This window comes from Nostoc sp. (assembly GCF_036917815.1).
Lineage (GTDB): Bacteria > Cyanobacteriota > Cyanobacteriia > Cyanobacteriales > Nostocaceae > Nostoc.
In genome coordinates, this window is record NZ_JBALEK010000035.1 from 31,956 (window position 1) to 48,470 (window position 16,515).

A 16,515-nucleotide genomic window follows, 5' to 3' on the forward strand; every position below is an offset into this window, starting at 1 on the left:
GCGATCGCAGCCGTATACACAAGTTGTACGGCTATTTGTTTAAGTCTGCACAACAACTTGTGTTGCTGTGACCTGATAATCCGTCGCATAAAATGTAGTCATTATTCAGCAGCGCCTTGGCTTATTGGCTATCTCTTTAATTTCTGATGGGACTTTTGCCAGATCATAAATAGTTTATAATATATGTATATAAGTATGTACATTATGTAATGTTGCCTTACAAAATCATATCTCCAACCGATGCCAGAAATGACTTTTTTAAGTTGTTAGAACTCGTAGTCGAAAATCATCAGGTATATATGATCAATCGTCATGATGGTGAAAATGTAGCCTTGATTGCTGAATCAGATTTGGTAAGTTTGCTGGAGACGGTGTATCTTTTGCGTTCCCCTGCTAATGCGCGTCGTTTACTAGATGCAATAGAGGAGTCGAAAACTGGTAATATCCAATCTCAAACCCTCGCAGAACTTCAGCAGGAGTTGGGAATTGAGCAAGAAAAAAAAGAAAGCTGAACCTAGTGAAATTAAGCCAGTCGTTGTTAATAGAAGTCCTGGTTTTAGTTCTAAATTCAAAGAAGATTTAGCATGGTGGTTCAAGCAAGATTTTCAGAAAGCATCGAAAATATTGGATTTGGTGACGGCTATAATGCAAGACCCATTTGAGGGTATTGGTAAACCAGAAGCCTAATCGGTCTAAGTACATTTGCTAACCTCAAAGGGGTAAAAGACAAAGAACGGAGCTTGCGTTCACGAATACTGACTCTGCCAGTAATGGCAGCAATAGTGTTGAGTTTAGTGCAATACAGTTCAGTTAAGCATTTCCTCCTTCTCTCTGCGTTCTCTGTGCCTCTGCGGTTCGTTAAAAAAATTAACCTTCCCAAAGAGTTTTAGCCTTAACTGAACCGTATTGGAGTTTAGTGTATCGACAAGTACAACATCTCACGGATGTATTGCGATCGCTAGAAATAGAAGGATTAATGTGGGTGGAAGCAACGAAAGTCAGTAAACAAGCGTTGTCTCAAACACTCAATAGTTTGCCGGCTCATCTATTTGCACTGGTTTTTGAGCAAGTGATAGAGCGTCTGTCAGCTTGGATTTTCTACGCTGTTCTGAATGACTTGTGTGCTGATGTAGCTTAGTTTACCGCCGTAGGCATCGCTCTCCGACAGCCTATTGAACGCATTTCCGTAGAAATGGTGTTTCGCAGTTTATATTTTTTTCACCGCGCACTTTTACTTAACCCTGAGTTAAAACTATACGCTGTAGTGGCAATTCATGAATTGCCACTACATGAAAATCCTAACTTCCAACTCAGCACTATCCTATTCCCAAACGCCCAGCCAAGCCGGGAGTGAGGGGTAGAAGGGTGGTAATCATCAAGAATAGAGCTAAAAGCCCCAAAGCGGCTCTAGCATCATCAGGTTCAGTGACTTCATTCAAGCTCGGGCGTTCTTGATCGCGTTGCAAGAAGAAAATCACGATCGCCCAGTACATGGCAATCATATTACCGAGAGATACTAGCGCTAGTAAAATTAAAGTTGCGATCGTTGCTCGTCCTGCGGTTTTGCGTCCATAAATCGCCTGAACAATGCGCCCACCATCTAGTTGTCCTGCGGGCATTAAGTTCAAAGCGGTAATTACTAACCCCAGCCAACCAATCACCACTAGGGGATGAACACCTACCAGGGGCGACTGCAAAGCTGAACCAAGGACAACTCGCGCCAAGCTTCCCACCAAAATCGACCCTTGGAAAAACTGATTGGGCAATTGAAATAAACTACCTGGCCCAGAAAGCAGCAAACCAGTCACCAGCATTAATAAAGAGACAATACCACCTGCGGCTGGTCCTGCCAAGGCGATATCAAATAATACCTTGCGGTTAGGCAACAGAGACTCAAAGCGAGTAATTGCACCAAAAGAGCCAATTTGCACTGCGGGTAGAAAGAAAGGCCAGCTAAGGCGAATTTGGTGGCGCTGGGCAAGTAACCAATGACCAATTTCGTGAGCTACTAAAATCGTAAATATCCCAGCGCCTATGGGCAAAGCTTCTTGAAACCGTCCTGGATTGCCAAAGAAATCAAAATTTAGCAATAAGCCGGCCGCTTCTAGATTTGTGGCAATAGTTGCTATCAACAGAATACCTGCAAAGACTTTTTGCGATCGCAACATCGGACGCGGATCATTGCGGCTCGGTAGCACAATCACCACAGGTCTATCGTCTGTGTTTTCCACTAAGAACAGGCGATATTGATCGCCAAGGCGTTGTCGTAAACTTGTAGTTAGACGGTTATGAGCCTCTTCTGGTTCTCCCCGCAAATTGCCTTTGAAAATGGCTCCATCTTGGTAAGCGATGGTTTCTGTGGCAAAAAATGTATCGATACCGAAAATACCTTTAATTGCATTCAAGTCATCTTCCGGTATTGGCGGGATCTGTGCTTTCAGTTCAGCTACTGCTGATTGGGTGGAATTTGCTGCAAGTGACGAAGCAGCAGCGAGTCTATCTGTGGCGCGTTGCTTGAGGATAGCATCTTGTCCAGATGCGCGTAACTGTCTGCCCAAGAAGACGTACAAGCCGGCGGAAGTCACCACTAAGAACAATATACCCGCTATATTAATGTAAATCCCTGCGGCAAACAATCCAAAAAACAGGAGCCAGGGAGTCATCAACACCACCGACTGTAACCAGGCTAAGATTCCCAGCTTACCAAAAGGTCTGGCGCGATAAAAGCCCCAGCCCAAAATGCCTAAAGCTACCACTAGGATTGCCGCCAGGATAGAAGTTTCTGATAAAGTAAACATCTCCAAACCTTTGCTATTGAGACTGAGCCAGAACAAGTCCGGTATTGCGGATACACTATTAATTTATAACGTCGCCTGTCCTCTGCCCAAATTATCCGGCTTGGCGTCGGCTAGGAAAAACCGCAGGTATTGCACTTTTGGTAGATAATTAATCTAGCTCTGCTTCAGTTTCATCGTCTGCGATCGCACTAGATCAGGACTTACGCACAGGTAACGGAAAATTGAACCGCAGAGAAGCCAGTGCGTTGGGCGGGTTCCCCGACTGGAAGCAACTGGCGCGACGCAGAGGGCACGGAGAAATAAGAGTTTCAGAGAGTTCTTGCGTAAGTCCTATAGATATAAAATATCCCCTACTTTATACTCAGGATGATTACTGATGGTGACTACATACCGATCCAGTCCTCTATCGCCAATCTTGGGGTCAAAAAATGCGATCGCACTATCCAATTTAGATAATTTATCATGGCTGGTGTCTGAACTATAGGAATCATATTTGATTTCTGAAAATATCTCAGTATATGTAGGGTGTGTTAGCGTTTCGCGTAACGCACCATTCTTAAGGATTTGGTGCGTTACGCTATCGCTAACGCACCCTACATATTTTTTCAAAAATCAAATACTAGTCCTATAGTTTTTCAAGATGTTGCCCACGTTGAACTGTTGCAATGGAATTTTGTGTTTTCAGTATAAATACTATGCCTGACAGTAAGCTGCTAGATTTAAACTCGTCTCGTGGCGCTGGCAACTCTGTTAAAGTAGCGTTAACTGCCTCAAATTAATATTTAAATATTTTTCTTGCACTTTTAGGAGGAGTTAACCAAGCTATCAAGGTACTGTCCAACAGCAAGGTATTTTTTATATTAACGTTTATGTATTAATATACTAAAAGATGTAGTTTTTAGTTTGGATTACTTTGAAAACATGAAGATTTTTTCCTAATGCTATCACTTAAATGGTGTGAATGTTCTTGTGAAGATGATTCTCTTAAACTAATTTCGCGTCAGCAAAAGTCTAAATTTTTGCAGATCGGAGTATATGTACTGGCGTGTTTTTTGGTTGTAGAATGGAGTGTAGGTTTGTGGAGTGGAAGTTTATCCTTACAAGCCGATGCTGGACATATTCTTGCTGATGTAGTAGCTTTATTGATATCGCTGCTTGCTAGTTTTTTGGCACAAAAACCTGCTAAAAATCAGGCCACATTTGGCAACCAGCGTTTAGAAGTGCTTGCAGCCTTAATTAATGGACTTAGTTTAATAGCGATCGCGAGTTTTATAATCTGGGAAGCTATTCATCGTTGGCAAAATCCAGAACCAATTTTGGGTTTACCAATGTTATTGATTGGTGTTTTGGGTTTAATCATAAATATATTCAGCATTAAATTACTTCATCCCCACACCCATAACGATTTAAATCTACAGGGAGTGTTTTTACACGTGATTGCTGATACTTTAAGTTCTCTAAGTGTAATGATTGCTGCCTTATTAGTTCATATTTGCCACTGGTTTTGGGCGGATTCTGTTATTAGTTTGGTAGTTGCTGTTTTTATTGGTTTAAGCGCTTTACCTTTAGTGAAAGAAAGCCTTAACATATTTTTGGAGTATGCGCCAGAATCCATTGATCCAAATGAAGTAGATATTTCTATCAAATCTTTTCCAAATGTGTTGCAAGTAGAGAAATTACATATTTGGAAAATTAGTTCAAATAGCGTGATGCTCTGCGCTAATTTAACCGTGGAATGTGCAACTATTGATGAGCGCGATCGCTTGCTGAAAAAATTACGAACTCACCTACAAAAGACTTTTGGAATTACAGACATGACTTTGCAACTAACTAGCTATAAATCCCTAGTTGAAGCTTCAATTAATCCTTTATTAAATCAGGATTTAGCCTTAATGGTGTCTGCCAATAAATCGCGCTAAAACCTTTAGTCGGTCATAATTTTGAATTCGGCACAGATGAGGGGTGCGGACGACTACGGGCGGATCTGTGGCAGGCATTGTCGCAGGTCAACATCTATTCTTCATCTTCTTCTTGCTCTTGCATAATATCTAATTTACTCGTGTAATTCATATATTCTTCATGATATTAGCGCCGATCTAGTAGCCTTTCAATTCCATCAATATTAATCCTTTGTAAAATATCTCTTGCAGCTTTCATACCTTTTTTATTCATTATCAGTTTCTTTTTAGTTGATGAGAGTTCTAATAATCATTCTGCCTCTAAAGCATCAATTATCTTAAAATTAAATCCATTCCAACAGCCAATCTCCGTAAAGTTTTCTTTAGAGTTTTCACGATTATTGTTATTGTTGCATTTAATGTCTGATGATATCTTAGATGTCTTGCAAGAAGGCAAAGTTTTTATTGGTGATCGCCTAAACTAAAAGTAAGCATCTTTTACCCACATAACACCTATGGTTCAGTCTTCTAATCAACGCCTAACCCTAGAAGAATTTATCGCACTTCCCGAAGGAGACATTACATACGAGTTTGTTAATGGTGAAGCTGTACCCAAGTATAAAGATAATGAAATGTCACCAAAATTTTTTCATGGCTCGACTACTGGTGCTTTATTTATACTATTGTCTGCATGGGCACAAGCAAAGGGTCGAGTTGTGATTGAATGGGCAATTAAACTAACACGAAATCAACAAGATTGGATGCCTGTAGCGGATCTGAGCTATATTTCTCATAACCGTCTTCCTGCTGATTGGCTATTAGACGAAGCTTGTCCTGTCGCACCTGAATTAGTCATCGAAATCATTTCACCCGGTCAAACTTTTGGTGAGATTGCCGAAAAAGCGACTGATTATCTGAAAGCTGGTGTTTCTCGTGTTTGGGTGGTTGATACAAAAGCTAGAACTGTAACTGTATTTGCGCCATCTTCCTTACCGATTACTTATCGATCTGATCAAATAATTACTGATGATTTACTACCAGAATTGGAAATTACCCCTCACGCAATCTTTCAACGAGCTGGATTAAATCCCTAAAGTTTCATTAAGAATCAGAAGAATCTATGAGGTTATCAAACGTTAAATTAATACCAAAACAGGGAAATACTTAAACCTGTTCACCCCTTTTATCACTGTTTAGATCACATTGATGAACGATCGTCTGGGTATCTTCCTATTTCAGGAGTAATAGGCTGAACTGGTTGCGGAGGTTGATATGGAAAGCGGCTGGGAAGACGAACTTCGGGCGCTTCTGCTTAATGAACACTCAGAAGATGACATCCGCCAACAGGTATTAGAAGATCCGCAAGCTTGGAGAAGTGCGCTAGGACGTTCTCTAACTCCTCAAGGCTTAATTATACCCGTAGTACCTCAATATCGAACATTTCCTTGGGTAGCTGTGGCAGGTAGACGGATTTTTACACAATTAGAAACAGTTTTTAGCGATCGCTATTTTATGGCATCCAGTGAATTGAAATGGTATGTTTATTTACGCCGTGCTGTACTAGTAGCTCACTAAATTCGTCACGGATTTATGAAATGCTGTACTTAGCGATGTCTATGACGATCGCATTCTTTGAACAAGCATTAAATACTAAGTCTGCTTGAAGAGATAGGATTTATTAAAAGAGTAGAATTTTAGGAGTAAACCTCTGTCTTTACAAGCTATCACCGTTCCCACAGCCACTTCTCAACCCCCCGCAGGCTTAATTGTCACTTTGCATGGTTGGGGTGCTAATGCTGAAGATGTAGCATCTTTGTTACCCTTGCTCAACTTACCTAATTACCAGTTTGTATTGCCCAATGCACCTTATCCTTATGCCTATTCCCCGATCGGGAAGGCGTGGTATGACCTGCGGGTGGAAAATATGTATGAAGGGTTGCCAGAAAGTCGGCAACTGCTAACAGATTTTTTGGAATCTCTAGAAAGTACCACTGGCGTACCTTTGTCACGCACCATTCTCAGTGGATTTTCTCAAGGCGGAGCAATGACTTTAGATGTCGGCTCAAAATTACCCCTAGCAGGTTTAGTTGTCATGAGTGGGTATTTACATCCTGATGCACTAACACCAGCTAAAAGCGGGATTCCGCCAACTTTAATCACCCACGGGAAATATGATGAAGTTGTGCCCCTGCAAGCTGCTTTGAAGGCACGAGAAACTCTAAAGTCTCTAGGAGTGGCGGTGGAATACCACGAATTTGACATGGGGCATGAAATCAATCCACAAACGTTAAAAGTGCTACGGAATTTCGTTGTCAATACAATTGGCTAGTCAGCATTACGAATTTTTTATAAATTCTGGTACAAATTCTGACAATTTTCACAAAATTAATGGTCTCTAATGAGTAATATATATTGGGTGGCTGCGTTTGGCGCAACTTAACCCATGCTGAAGGCGATGTGCTGCATAAGGGAGGGGCAAGCATTATGACAACTCTAAGCATTTCCCAAAAAGAAATTGCTGCCATGAGTGCGGCAGAAGTAGAAGAACTAGCTACACGTCTGGAACTGGATAATTATAGCAATGCTTTTGAGGGTTTAAATGATTGGCATCTATTGCGAGCGATCGCATTTCAGCGTCCAGAGTTAGTTGAACCCTATATCTATCTCTTAGACTTGGAACCCTACGATGAAGCGTAGTTAAGAGTTAGGAGAGACGCGATTAATCGCGTCTGTACAGGAGAGACGCGATTAATCGCGTCTGTACAGGAGTTAGGAGTTGGAAATTAATATTCGTAACTACTTGCTCTTAAGTTACTACTTACTCCTAACTTTTTACCATGACTAATCCAAAATTGAACAGGGTTCTAATTGGTGTAGGTGGCGGTATCGCCGCCTACAAAATCTGTGAACTGGTTTCGACGCTGTTTAAAACTGGGGTGGAAGTCCGAGTCATCCTCACCCCTTCGGCGCAAAAATTTATCACGCCTCTGACTTTAGCCACCCTATCTCGTCATCTGGCCTACACAGATGATGATTTTTGGCAACCAACTCACTCTCGTCCTTTGCACATTGAGTTGGGTGAATGGGCAGATGTCATGGTAGTTGCCCCCTTAACAGCTAATACATTAGCCAAGTTAACCTACGGAATGGCGGATAATTTACTCACAAATACCGTGCTGGCTTCTACTTGTCCTGTGCTGTTAGCGCCTGCAATGAATACAGATATGTGGGAACAGCAATCGGTACAACGCAATTGGCAACTGTTATTGACAGATAGCCGGTATCATGGGATGAATACAGCATCGGGTTTATTAGCGTGCGATCGCATCGGTGCTGGTAGATTAGCAGAACCTCCAGAAATTTTGGCTCACATCCAATCGTTATTACACACTCAAGGTAAACGAGATTTATCAGGTAAACGAGTGTTAATTAGCGCTGGAGGAACACGAGAGTTTCTTGACCCAGTGAGGTTTATTGGCAATCCTTCCACAGGTAAAATGGGATTAGCTTTAGCGCAAGCGGCACTTCATAGAGGGGCAAACGTCACCTTGGTATATTGCCCAGCTAATTGGGATGTACCATTGGGAGTGCAAGGAATTCCCGTTGTTAGTGCCGAGCAAATGTATCACGTCATGGTGGAATCTTTACCCAACGCTGATATTATTGTTATGTCATCAGCCGTGGCAGATGTGAAGCCGCGAGATTATAGTACAGAGAAATTGCCCAAGCGATCGCTTCCCCAAGCTTTACCCCTAGTACCAGTACCGGATATAGTCGCCCAGCTAGCACAACAGAAACAGCCACATCAAATATTAATTGGTTTTGCAGCACAAACTGGTGATATTGTCAAGCCTGCGTTAGAAAAATTACAGAATAAAAAATTGGATGTCATTGTTGCCAATCCCATCGATCAACCTGATAGTGGTTTTGGGAGTGATAATAATCAAGCAATATTTTTAGATAGCCAAGGACATCAGGTAGAAATTGCACCTTGTTCTAAATTAGAAATGGCGCATCAGTTATTTGATTTTCTTTCCATAGTCTGAAACAGATGAGAGAATTAGCAACCGAATCACCATCTACCTGGCGTTTCATCCCAATGCTTCAGACATCAGGAGAAGTGCAAATGGCGATCGATGCTTGGTTGTTCAACCAATATGAAAAGGGACAGCATCCATCTACCCTGCGTTTTTATACCTGGTATCCTTATGCGCTCTCCTTGGGACATCTGCAAAAACAATGGCCTGCCGAGTGGCATAATCTGATTTACCAGGGACAGGCACTCGATCTAGTTCGTCGTCCAACGGGAGGTAGAGCTGTTCTCCACCAAGGAAACTTAACCTACGCTCTGATTACCTCAGCTAGTACTGGAAGAAGTTGGGGTACTTATGAAAAAATCTGTAACTTTTTGATCCAAGGCTGGCAAACCTTGGGTATTGAGTTAAATTATGGTTCTGCCGAACGAGGTTACATTCATAATCCCAGTTGCTTCAACACAGCAACAGCAGCTGATTTAGTTACTGCCGATGGAAGTAAATTTATTGGCAGTGCCCAACGCAAAGGAAGAAATACCATTCTTCAACACGGCTCAATGATTTTGTCTACAGACAAAGGTTTATTTCAGGAAATCTTTGAACAATCGGCTCCGTGGAATACCTCATTTTGCAACACACAGGAAGAGGATAGCTGGATTGTCAAGATTGTGGATACACTGACAGAGACGGCAAAACAGTACTTTGGCATAGAACTAGTTACCCAACCATTCACTGATCTTGAATGGCAAGATATCCTCAAATTGCGATCGCTGTATGAAGTGCGTTAACGTAGCTCACCGTAGGTATCGCCGATTCCAAAACTTGAGATTATGTAGTAAATACGTAGAATGCCAAAGTGGGCAAGACTTTTAGTTTAACAAGCTGACTTTGCATATCATGGTCAATGTGTAAAGTGCGTAAGTCCTAGTAAAATCGCTGTACAGCATATTTTTACAGTGTGAGAAACTGCTAGGTGGCAAACATATCCAGGGAAAGCTGATGAGCAAGGTAGTTAACTTACTGTTCAAGGAATTGTGTAAAATGACTTACGTAAGGTGATGGGATTAACCCCTCATGTAAATGAAGGGTTTTTAAATCTCTCAAACTTTCAGTTACCCTGAACTTAAATATGAGTTAGAAGTCTATAATACAGACCATCTAAAAAAGTAAGGTCGGCTCGATCTTAACTTATACGCCTGTGGACAAGAAGTAGCCGTCTACCTTGGTAGAAGCAGGAAGAAAACACTAACTTAATTAACTAGTTTGATTAGGTTTAGATAAGTTTTTCGGAGCAGCAAGTCCCAGATAACTGAGAAGTGTTAAAAAGGCTTGGTTAATTCCCTCCTTTTTAAGGCTACGGTGTACATACAAGTCATCGAATTACCCAAAACAAAAAAACCTCACCCTGTCCTGACGAACATCCTTCTCCTTACCAAGGAGAGGGACAGGTTTTGCGTAGCAGAACCAGGTTAAGAAGTAAAAAGTAAAAAGATAATCCCCATAAATAAATTGAGGGGATTTAATAATGACACCTTATTTCTCTCTACGAGACGCGATCATGCGAACGCGCTGCGCCACGACGCTCGATGACTCGCTTGCCGCCGGCGCTATCGTTATAAATGTTTTTATTTGATTCCATAAATAAATTTAGTTGCTCTCAAACCATTTTTCTTTTTCTTGATGAGTGCCTTTTTACTTTTTACTTTTGCCTTGTTCGGTGAGGTTTCTTTGGGCTATTCGATAAACCGTAAATTCTGTTAAGAGAGACTTATGTGTACACAGTAGCTTTTTAAGGAGGGTTAGGGAAGATAAAATCTTAACCCAAGCGTATTGGGTAATAAATCATTTGTTGGGTTTATGTCATTCTTTTTAACTTCTAAGTTGCACGGGCATAGCTAAATAGGTCATTTTCAAACCGCCCAATGGTGTAAAAATCACTGGAGTTAGGCTTTGATTTAAATGCATTTGAATTTCGGAAGATGGTAATTCTTTCAAGCCTTCCATCAAATATTTAATGTTGAAAGCAATTTCAATATTTTCACCAGAAATCTGTGCCGGCATTGACTCTCTACCACTGCCCACATCTTGAGCTTCACATGATAAGGTAATTTCTTGGGCTTCACTATCAATACTTACCTTGACAATATTATTTTTCTGATCGGCTAATACAGCAATCCGTTCTAAAGTACTCACAAATTGTCGCCGTTCAATTGTTACTTGTCGCTCAAATTGGCGTGGGATTAATTGTCGATAAGCAGGATATTGCCCTTCTAATGTGCGACTAGTCAAGCGTTGATTTTGCCATGCAAATACAACTTGACCTTGATCGAAATATAAAGCTACAGGTTCATCTGATGAGGCGCTATGAGCTAGCATTCGTTGGAGTTCGCGTAATGCTCTAGCTGGTACTGTCACTTCTAGTTGACTAGTTCCACCTAAAGGACGTTCGTTACTAGTTTCTACCACTGCGAGGCGATGTCCGTCGGTAGCTGCAAATTCTAAAGTATCTTGTTTAACTGTTAAATGTACTCCAGTGAGTACTTGCTTAGTTTCATCACTACTTGTAGCAAATAATGAACCGCGTAATCCCTCAATTAATGCGGTGGTGGTGAGATTAATGACTTCTGTATTTTCAATTACAGGTAGTTCGGGAAATTCTTCCGGCCCCATTGCTCGGACTTGGTAATATCCACTCTTGGGTGTGAGTGTAACAATTAAACCTTCTCCACCGGCTGTTGCACCTGTGAGGGCTGATTCATCGTCTAGAGTGATTTCGCCCTCTGGAAGACGAGAGGTGATGTCTACAAGTAACTTAGCAGGAAGTGCGATCGCACCACTTTGCCATACCTCTGCGTTAAAGCTGGTGCGGATTCCCAAGCTGAGATCGAAGGCTGTTAAGCTTACTTGGTTAGTTTGGGCATCGGCTTGTAACAGCACATTGGCAAGTACGGGATGAGTTGGTCGTGAGGGTACTGCACGACTAACGAGTGAGAGATTTGTACTGAGATCGCTTTGGGAGCAAACTAATTTCATAAGTCAGATGCAGCTAGTGAAAGATATCCTAACATCCTTATGTTTATAGGCGATCGCCCACAAACTTGCTTAAGGGTAAAAAACTCGTTTAAACGGTTGGTTACGATAGCGCCGATAAATATAGCGGTTCTCGCTTGGATGTAATACATTTTGACCTCTCTCCTCTTAGGAGAGAGGCTTTGATCTTACTCCCCTTCCCTTGTAGGAAAGGGGGCTGGGGGTTAGGTCTGTGTTGCATGGGGTATTCCTCCCATGCGCTCTAGAATGCTTTGCTCTGATGGCTGGCTTTTCTCACTATCAGATGTGGAATTCTTCTGATCCTGTCTACCTTTTATAAATAGCAAGAAGTCTAACACTTCTTCAACTAGAGAATCTGAAACTTGCCCAATTTCTTCAATAAGTTGCTCTCTAGCTGTCATAAATTATTTGCCTCAATACCAAGCCTTCCATAGGGTGTCTTGTTACAAATAACATAAACTACTTTACATCTGTGGAAAACTTGTGGAAAAACTCACCTACTTCTCCACAAGGTAATTATACTTAATTAAGTTTTGTTAGTAAAATATCAAGTTTTCCACAGTTTTTTGCCAAATCTAAGTTAAATTTAATCAATTTTTATACGTTACTTAATATTATCGACTAAATATTCAGCCGTAAATGCTAATTACCAAACTACTGGTTGTGGAAAACTTAATCTATCTTCAGGATGGTTTTTGAGAACGGCTAGTCATATTGATGCGATCGCTCAGTTGGCGGATAGTTTGTGATAAGGTGCGATCGCTCTGGTGAAGTTGAGTAATTTTATCGCAACTGTAAATCACCGTTGTATGGTCTTTACCACCAAACTCCTCGCCAATTCTTGGCAAACTTAGAGCTGTGTGTTGGCGCATAAGATACATCCCTATTTGACGCGCCCAGCTAATTTCTCTTCGTCGTGAGTTACTTTTAAGGTCGTCTATGGAAATATCAAAATTATCCGCCACCACCTTTAAAATTGCTTCGGGGGTAGCTGCCATTTTTTCGTTTGGCGGTTCTAAAACTGGTGTGATATTTTCTACCGTCATCGGTAAGCCCCAAATAGAAATATAAGCCACCGCCCGAATTAAAGCTCCTTCTAATTCTCGAATATTAGAAGTATAGTTAGAAGCAATATACTCAATTACATCGCGGGGAAGACTAATATTTTCATCCTCGGCCTTTTTTTGCAAAATTGCCATTCTCGTTTCTAAATCTGGCTTTTGGATATCTGCAATTAACCCCATAGAAAACCGAGAACAAAGACGTTCCTGCAAACTAGAAATCTGGTTAGGAGGACGATCAGAAGCAATGACAACTTGTTTACCAGCTTCGTGTAAAGTATTAAAAGTATAAAAAAATTCTTCTTGGGTGTATTCCTTCCCTTCCAGAAACTGAATATCATCAACTAATAAAAGATCAGCAGCTCGATAATGATCTCGGAAACTCTGCATACTATCCTTACGAATCGCTGTAATTAAATCATTAGTAAACTTCTCAGTAGAAACATAAAATATTTTACAATCAGGAGAAATTTCCCAGCGATAATGACCAATAGCTTGCATCAGATGAGTTTTACCCAAACCTACGCCACCGCATAAAAACAAAGGATTAAACTCTTTACCTGGAGATTCTGCAACTGCCAAAGAAGCAGCGTGAGCCATCCGATTGTTGGCACCAACTACAAATCGGGAAAAGACATATTTAGAATTTAATTCAGTCGTTTTATGATTGTGATGCAGAACAGCTTCAGAAATACTACTGGGGTTTGGTGATTGCCAAGAAATCTCTCGCTCATTAAAATGAGAAGCTTCATCACCTTGAGCAACAGTAATGTAAATTCCCACAGGATGACCGAGAATATCTTGGACTACATGAGCAATGGTATTGATGTAATACTTCTGTAACCAATTACGAGCAAACGGGTTAGGAGTGCGGATTACCAAGCAATTATTTTCTAATCGCTCTGCACTAGCAGTTTTAATCCAAGTTTCAAAGGTGGGGCGAGATAGTTCAAGCTTTAGACGCTCTAGTACCTGACTCCACAGACTTTCTATGGGAATTTCCATTATCCACCACCTTTGCTGCTAATTGTCACAATAGAAGAGAAAGCATAAATTTAAGGCGATGTACAACTTATCCTTATAAGCCCGCTTCCATTCCTCTCTCCCACAGACAAAGGCTTTGATTCTTGCTCTCCTGACAGCAACAAAAGTTTTTCGGCTTCCCTCTCCTCGTAGGAGAGGCTTAGGGAGAGGTAAGAGGTTGGGTTTGAGAGAAATTTGCAGAGGGCATGAATTTAGCATTGAGACACGCTAGACCTAAAATAAGCTTTTAAGTTGTAATCATTTTGGGACATACCCAGTTGGCAAGATCCTAACACCCACTGACTGACACGGAGAAGCAACGACACATGAAGACAAGAAACCATCACTCAGCCCCCAAAAAGATTAATACCAGGCGTTTGCCCCACAGATGGGGAGCAGATAATATTCTGGGGATGCTCTCAGGGGTAGCAGTGGTGTTCCTGGCGAGCTGCTCTCTTCTACCAGCGAAGACCTTTGAGACTCAACAAAGCGAGCCTCAAACCCAAAAGATCATAGAACCCAATTCGGTAATTGTCCCTCCGCCAATGATCTCTTCCTCTGGAGACCCTAATTTTATTGTGAAAGTAGTGCAACAGGTGGGGCCTGCGGTAGTTCGCATTGATTCTTCCCGAACAATCACTTCTCGCATACCAGACGAATTTAACAACGATCCATTTTTCCGGGGGTTTTTTGGAGATGCAGCGCCACAGACTAGACAACGTATAGAGCGGGGTAGTGGCTCTGGATTTATCATTAATTCTTCAGGTCAAATTGTGACGAATTCCCATGTGGTAGATGGTGCTGATAGAGTGACTGTCACACTTAAAGATGGCCGGACTTTTGATGGTAAAGTTTTGGGTGAAGATCCAGTAACCGATGTGGCTGCGATCAAAATTGATGCTAATAATCTGCCAACTCTATCTGTGGGTAATTCCGATGCTTTGCAACCAGGAGAGACTGTAATTGCCATTGGTAATCCATTAGGGTTGAATAATACCGTCACTGCTGGAATTGTTAGTGCTACAGGTCGTTCTAGTAGCGACATCGGTGCTAGTGACAAGCGGGTTGATTACATCCAAACTGATGCAGCGATTAATCCTGGTAATTCCGGTGGGCCATTGCTAAATACTCGTGGCCAAGTAATTGCCATGAACACAGCGATTATCCGAGGCGCTCAAGGTTTGGGATTTGCTATACCCATTAACACCGTGCAAAAAATTGCCCAAGAATTAATTGCTACAGGTAAGGTGGATCATCCTTATTTGGGTGTTCAGATGGTGACATTGACACCAGAAAATAAAGAAAGAATCAAAAAGGCAGCTGGCGATCGCTTAAATCTGACAGCAGAAAACGGCGTTTTGCTGGTTGAGATTGTGCCGCGATCGCCTGCATCTGAGGCTGGACTACGAGTTGGTGATGTGATTAAAAGCATTAATAGCCAACCTGTTACTAAAATCGAACAAGTACAAAAGTTAGTAGAAAATAGCAAAATCGGTACTAAGTTACCAATAGAAGTAGAACGTAATGGGCAAATTGTCCAACTAGGAGTACAACCTGCTCCTTTGCCCGTGAGACGTGAAGGATGATCTTAGTCATTAGCCCAATTCCCAATTCCCAAAAGGATTTTTATCATGACCGAATTAGCGCCAATCATTCAATTAGGCAATCCAACATTGCGCCAAAAAGCTGCTTGGGTTGAGAATATTCAAGATGAGCATATCCAAAAATTAATTCAAGACTTAATCGCCACTGTTGTCAAAGCTAACGGGGTGGGAATTGCTGCGCCTCAAGTAGCACAATCCTATCGTTTATTTATTGTGGCTTCCCATCCTAATGCCAGGTATCCCAACGCCCCGGAAATGGAACCTACTGCCATGATTAATCCCAAAATAATTGCTCATTCAACCGAAGTTGTTAAAGATTGGGAAGGTTGTTTAAGTGTTCCCGGAATTAGGGGTTTAGTTCCTCGTTATCAAGCTATTGAAGTTGAATACACTGACTTTCAAGGCAACTTACAAAAGCAAGAATTAACCGATTTTATCGCTCGGATTTTTCAACACGAATACGATCATCTCGACGGTATCGTATTTGTAGATCGTCTAGAAAACACTCTCGATATGATTACTGAACAGGAATATCAACAACAAGTTGTTAAAAGTTAATAAATTTGCTCACTGCTCCCTTGCCTCTTTTTCAACGACATTAACGCAATGCCGACAGGTAGCTTGACATTTGGGCTGAGGCTTTATAGCGCTTCCTAATCAGATGAGGTACATCTTAAGCCCCCTCTCGAAGAGCGGGGAGGGGGTTGGGGGTGGAGTTCTTGTGCCTCACTCAACCGAGAACCGCTATAACTTGACACCAATGGCAAGATGCCCGTCATTAGTAAATTGAGGGCAGGCATCTTGCCTACCCCACAAGAGTCTTGGCTAAATTATTTTGGCAGTCCGCAGACCAAACAGCAGACCAACAGACAAACCAAAGAACAAAGCTAAAAAGCCGATATAAGCTGCAATTGCAAACATTTATTTTTCTCCACAATACTTCTTCCTAAATCTATTGAATCATTAGTTGTTGGGCATTGGGTATGGGTTATTATCCTTATCCCCCAATCCCTAGTCGCCAATCCCCAGTCCTCACTGCCCAGATT

General features: G+C 41.6%; 19 protein-coding genes. 12 read left to right on the top strand and 7 right to left on the bottom strand.

Features of this window, described 5'->3' with window-relative positions; genetic code table 11:
• Window positions 1–209 precede the first annotated feature (209 nt).
• From V7K97_RS08670 to V7K97_RS08680, 3 genes are all read left to right on the top strand, one after another.
• The gene (locus V7K97_RS08670; RefSeq protein WP_334800464.1) at window positions 210–512 is read left to right on the top strand and encodes a type II toxin-antitoxin system Phd/YefM family antitoxin; all 303 of its coding nucleotides are present in this window, start codon (window positions 210–212) and stop codon (window positions 510–512) included.
• Window positions 487–687 carry a type II toxin-antitoxin system YoeB family toxin gene (locus V7K97_RS08675; protein ID WP_442936861.1) on the top strand — a complete coding sequence of 67 codons (201 nt, stop codon included), beginning with the start codon at window positions 487–489 and terminating at the stop codon, window positions 685–687. Before V7K97_RS08670 ends, V7K97_RS08675 begins: the two co-directional genes overlap by 26 nt.
• A gap of 229 nt (window positions 688–916) precedes the next feature.
• Entirely contained in the window at window positions 917–1,138 is a 222-nt protein-coding gene (locus tag V7K97_RS08680) for a hypothetical protein (RefSeq protein WP_334800725.1), read from the top strand.
• A 178-nt stretch (window positions 1,139–1,316) separates the two neighbouring features.
• Here the strand turns inward: V7K97_RS08680 and V7K97_RS08685 are convergent, their stop codons facing one another.
• On the bottom strand, window positions 1,317–2,798 hold the full coding sequence (locus V7K97_RS08685; RefSeq protein WP_334800465.1) for a site-2 protease family protein: 1,482 nt from the start codon (window positions 2,796–2,798) through the stop codon (window positions 1,317–1,319).
• A gap of 330 nt (window positions 2,799–3,128) precedes the next feature.
• Window positions 3,129–3,407, bottom strand: a complete 279-nt coding sequence (locus V7K97_RS08690; protein WP_334800466.1) for a hypothetical protein — start codon at window positions 3,405–3,407, stop codon at window positions 3,129–3,131.
• A 329-nt stretch (window positions 3,408–3,736) separates the two neighbouring features.
• Between V7K97_RS08690 and V7K97_RS08695 the strand changes: the two genes are divergently transcribed.
• The 7 genes from V7K97_RS08695 to V7K97_RS08725 all read left to right on the top strand — a co-directional run bounded on the left by V7K97_RS08695 (window position 3,737) and on the right by V7K97_RS08725 (window position 9,518).
• Window positions 3,737–4,717: a cation diffusion facilitator family transporter gene (locus V7K97_RS08695; protein WP_334800467.1), complete on the top strand. Its 981-nt coding sequence runs from the start codon at window positions 3,737–3,739 to the stop codon at window positions 4,715–4,717.
• Window positions 4,718–5,211: 494 nt separating this feature from the next.
• Complete coding sequence (locus tag V7K97_RS08700) at window positions 5,212–5,790, top strand: Uma2 family endonuclease (RefSeq protein ID WP_334800468.1); 579 nt, start codon at window positions 5,212–5,214, stop codon at window positions 5,788–5,790.
• A gap of 178 nt (window positions 5,791–5,968) precedes the next feature.
• On the top strand, window positions 5,969–6,271 hold the full coding sequence (locus V7K97_RS08705; protein ID WP_334800469.1) for a hypothetical protein: 303 nt from the start codon (window positions 5,969–5,971) through the stop codon (window positions 6,269–6,271).
• 148 nt (window positions 6,272–6,419) lie between these two features.
• Window positions 6,420–7,025 (top strand): alpha/beta hydrolase, encoded by a 606-nt coding sequence (locus tag V7K97_RS08710; protein ID WP_442936862.1) that lies wholly within the window; start codon window positions 6,420–6,422, stop codon window positions 7,023–7,025.
• A 155-nt stretch (window positions 7,026–7,180) separates the two neighbouring features.
• A complete protein-coding gene (gene isiD, locus V7K97_RS08715) occupies window positions 7,181–7,393 on the top strand; it encodes a protein IsiD (protein WP_179064795.1) in 213 nt (70 codons plus the stop codon).
• A gap of 140 nt (window positions 7,394–7,533) precedes the next feature.
• Window positions 7,534–8,742, top strand: a complete 1,209-nt coding sequence (gene coaBC / locus V7K97_RS08720; protein ID WP_334800471.1) for a bifunctional phosphopantothenoylcysteine decarboxylase/phosphopantothenate--cysteine ligase CoaBC — start codon at window positions 7,534–7,536, stop codon at window positions 8,740–8,742.
• Window positions 8,743–8,747: 5 nt separating this feature from the next.
• On the top strand, window positions 8,748–9,518 hold the full coding sequence (locus V7K97_RS08725; protein WP_334800473.1) for a lipoate--protein ligase family protein: 771 nt from the start codon (window positions 8,748–8,750) through the stop codon (window positions 9,516–9,518).
• A gap of 1,081 nt (window positions 9,519–10,599) precedes the next feature.
• Here the strand turns inward: V7K97_RS08725 and dnaN are convergent.
• From dnaN to dnaA, 4 genes are all read right to left on the bottom strand, one after another.
• Window positions 10,600–11,763, bottom strand: a complete 1,164-nt coding sequence (gene dnaN, locus V7K97_RS08730; protein WP_334800474.1) for a DNA polymerase III subunit beta — start codon at window positions 11,761–11,763, stop codon at window positions 10,600–10,602.
• Window positions 11,760–11,912 (bottom strand): hypothetical protein, encoded by a 153-nt coding sequence (locus V7K97_RS08735; RefSeq protein ID WP_334800475.1) that lies wholly within the window; start codon window positions 11,910–11,912, stop codon window positions 11,760–11,762. Before V7K97_RS08735 ends, dnaN begins: the two co-directional genes overlap by 4 nt.
• Window positions 11,913–11,984: 72 nt before the next feature.
• Window positions 11,985–12,182 carry a hypothetical protein gene (locus V7K97_RS08740; protein ID WP_334800476.1) on the bottom strand — a complete coding sequence of 66 codons (198 nt, stop codon included), beginning with the start codon at window positions 12,180–12,182 and terminating at the stop codon, window positions 11,985–11,987.
• 282 nt (window positions 12,183–12,464) lie between these two features.
• Entirely contained in the window at window positions 12,465–13,847 is a 1,383-nt protein-coding gene (dnaA, locus tag V7K97_RS08745; RefSeq protein ID WP_334800477.1) for a chromosomal replication initiator protein DnaA, read from the bottom strand.
• Between the two features lie 344 nt (window positions 13,848–14,191).
• On the opposite strand from dnaA, the gene V7K97_RS08750 reads away from it, so the two are divergent.
• Both V7K97_RS08750 and def read left to right on the top strand, forming a co-directional pair.
• Window positions 14,192–15,451: an HhoA/HhoB/HtrA family serine endopeptidase gene (locus V7K97_RS08750; protein WP_334800478.1), complete on the top strand. Its 1,260-nt coding sequence runs from the start codon at window positions 14,192–14,194 to the stop codon at window positions 15,449–15,451.
• A gap of 45 nt (window positions 15,452–15,496) precedes the next feature.
• On the top strand, window positions 15,497–16,027 hold the full coding sequence (def, locus tag V7K97_RS08755) for a peptide deformylase (protein ID WP_334800479.1): 531 nt from the start codon (window positions 15,497–15,499) through the stop codon (window positions 16,025–16,027).
• 267 nt (window positions 16,028–16,294) lie between these two features.
• Here the strand turns inward: def and petL are convergent, their stop codons facing one another.
• Complete coding sequence (gene petL / locus V7K97_RS08760; RefSeq protein WP_094332720.1) at window positions 16,295–16,390, bottom strand: cytochrome b6-f complex subunit PetL; 96 nt, start codon at window positions 16,388–16,390, stop codon at window positions 16,295–16,297.
• Window positions 16,391–16,515: the final 125 nt, after the last annotated feature.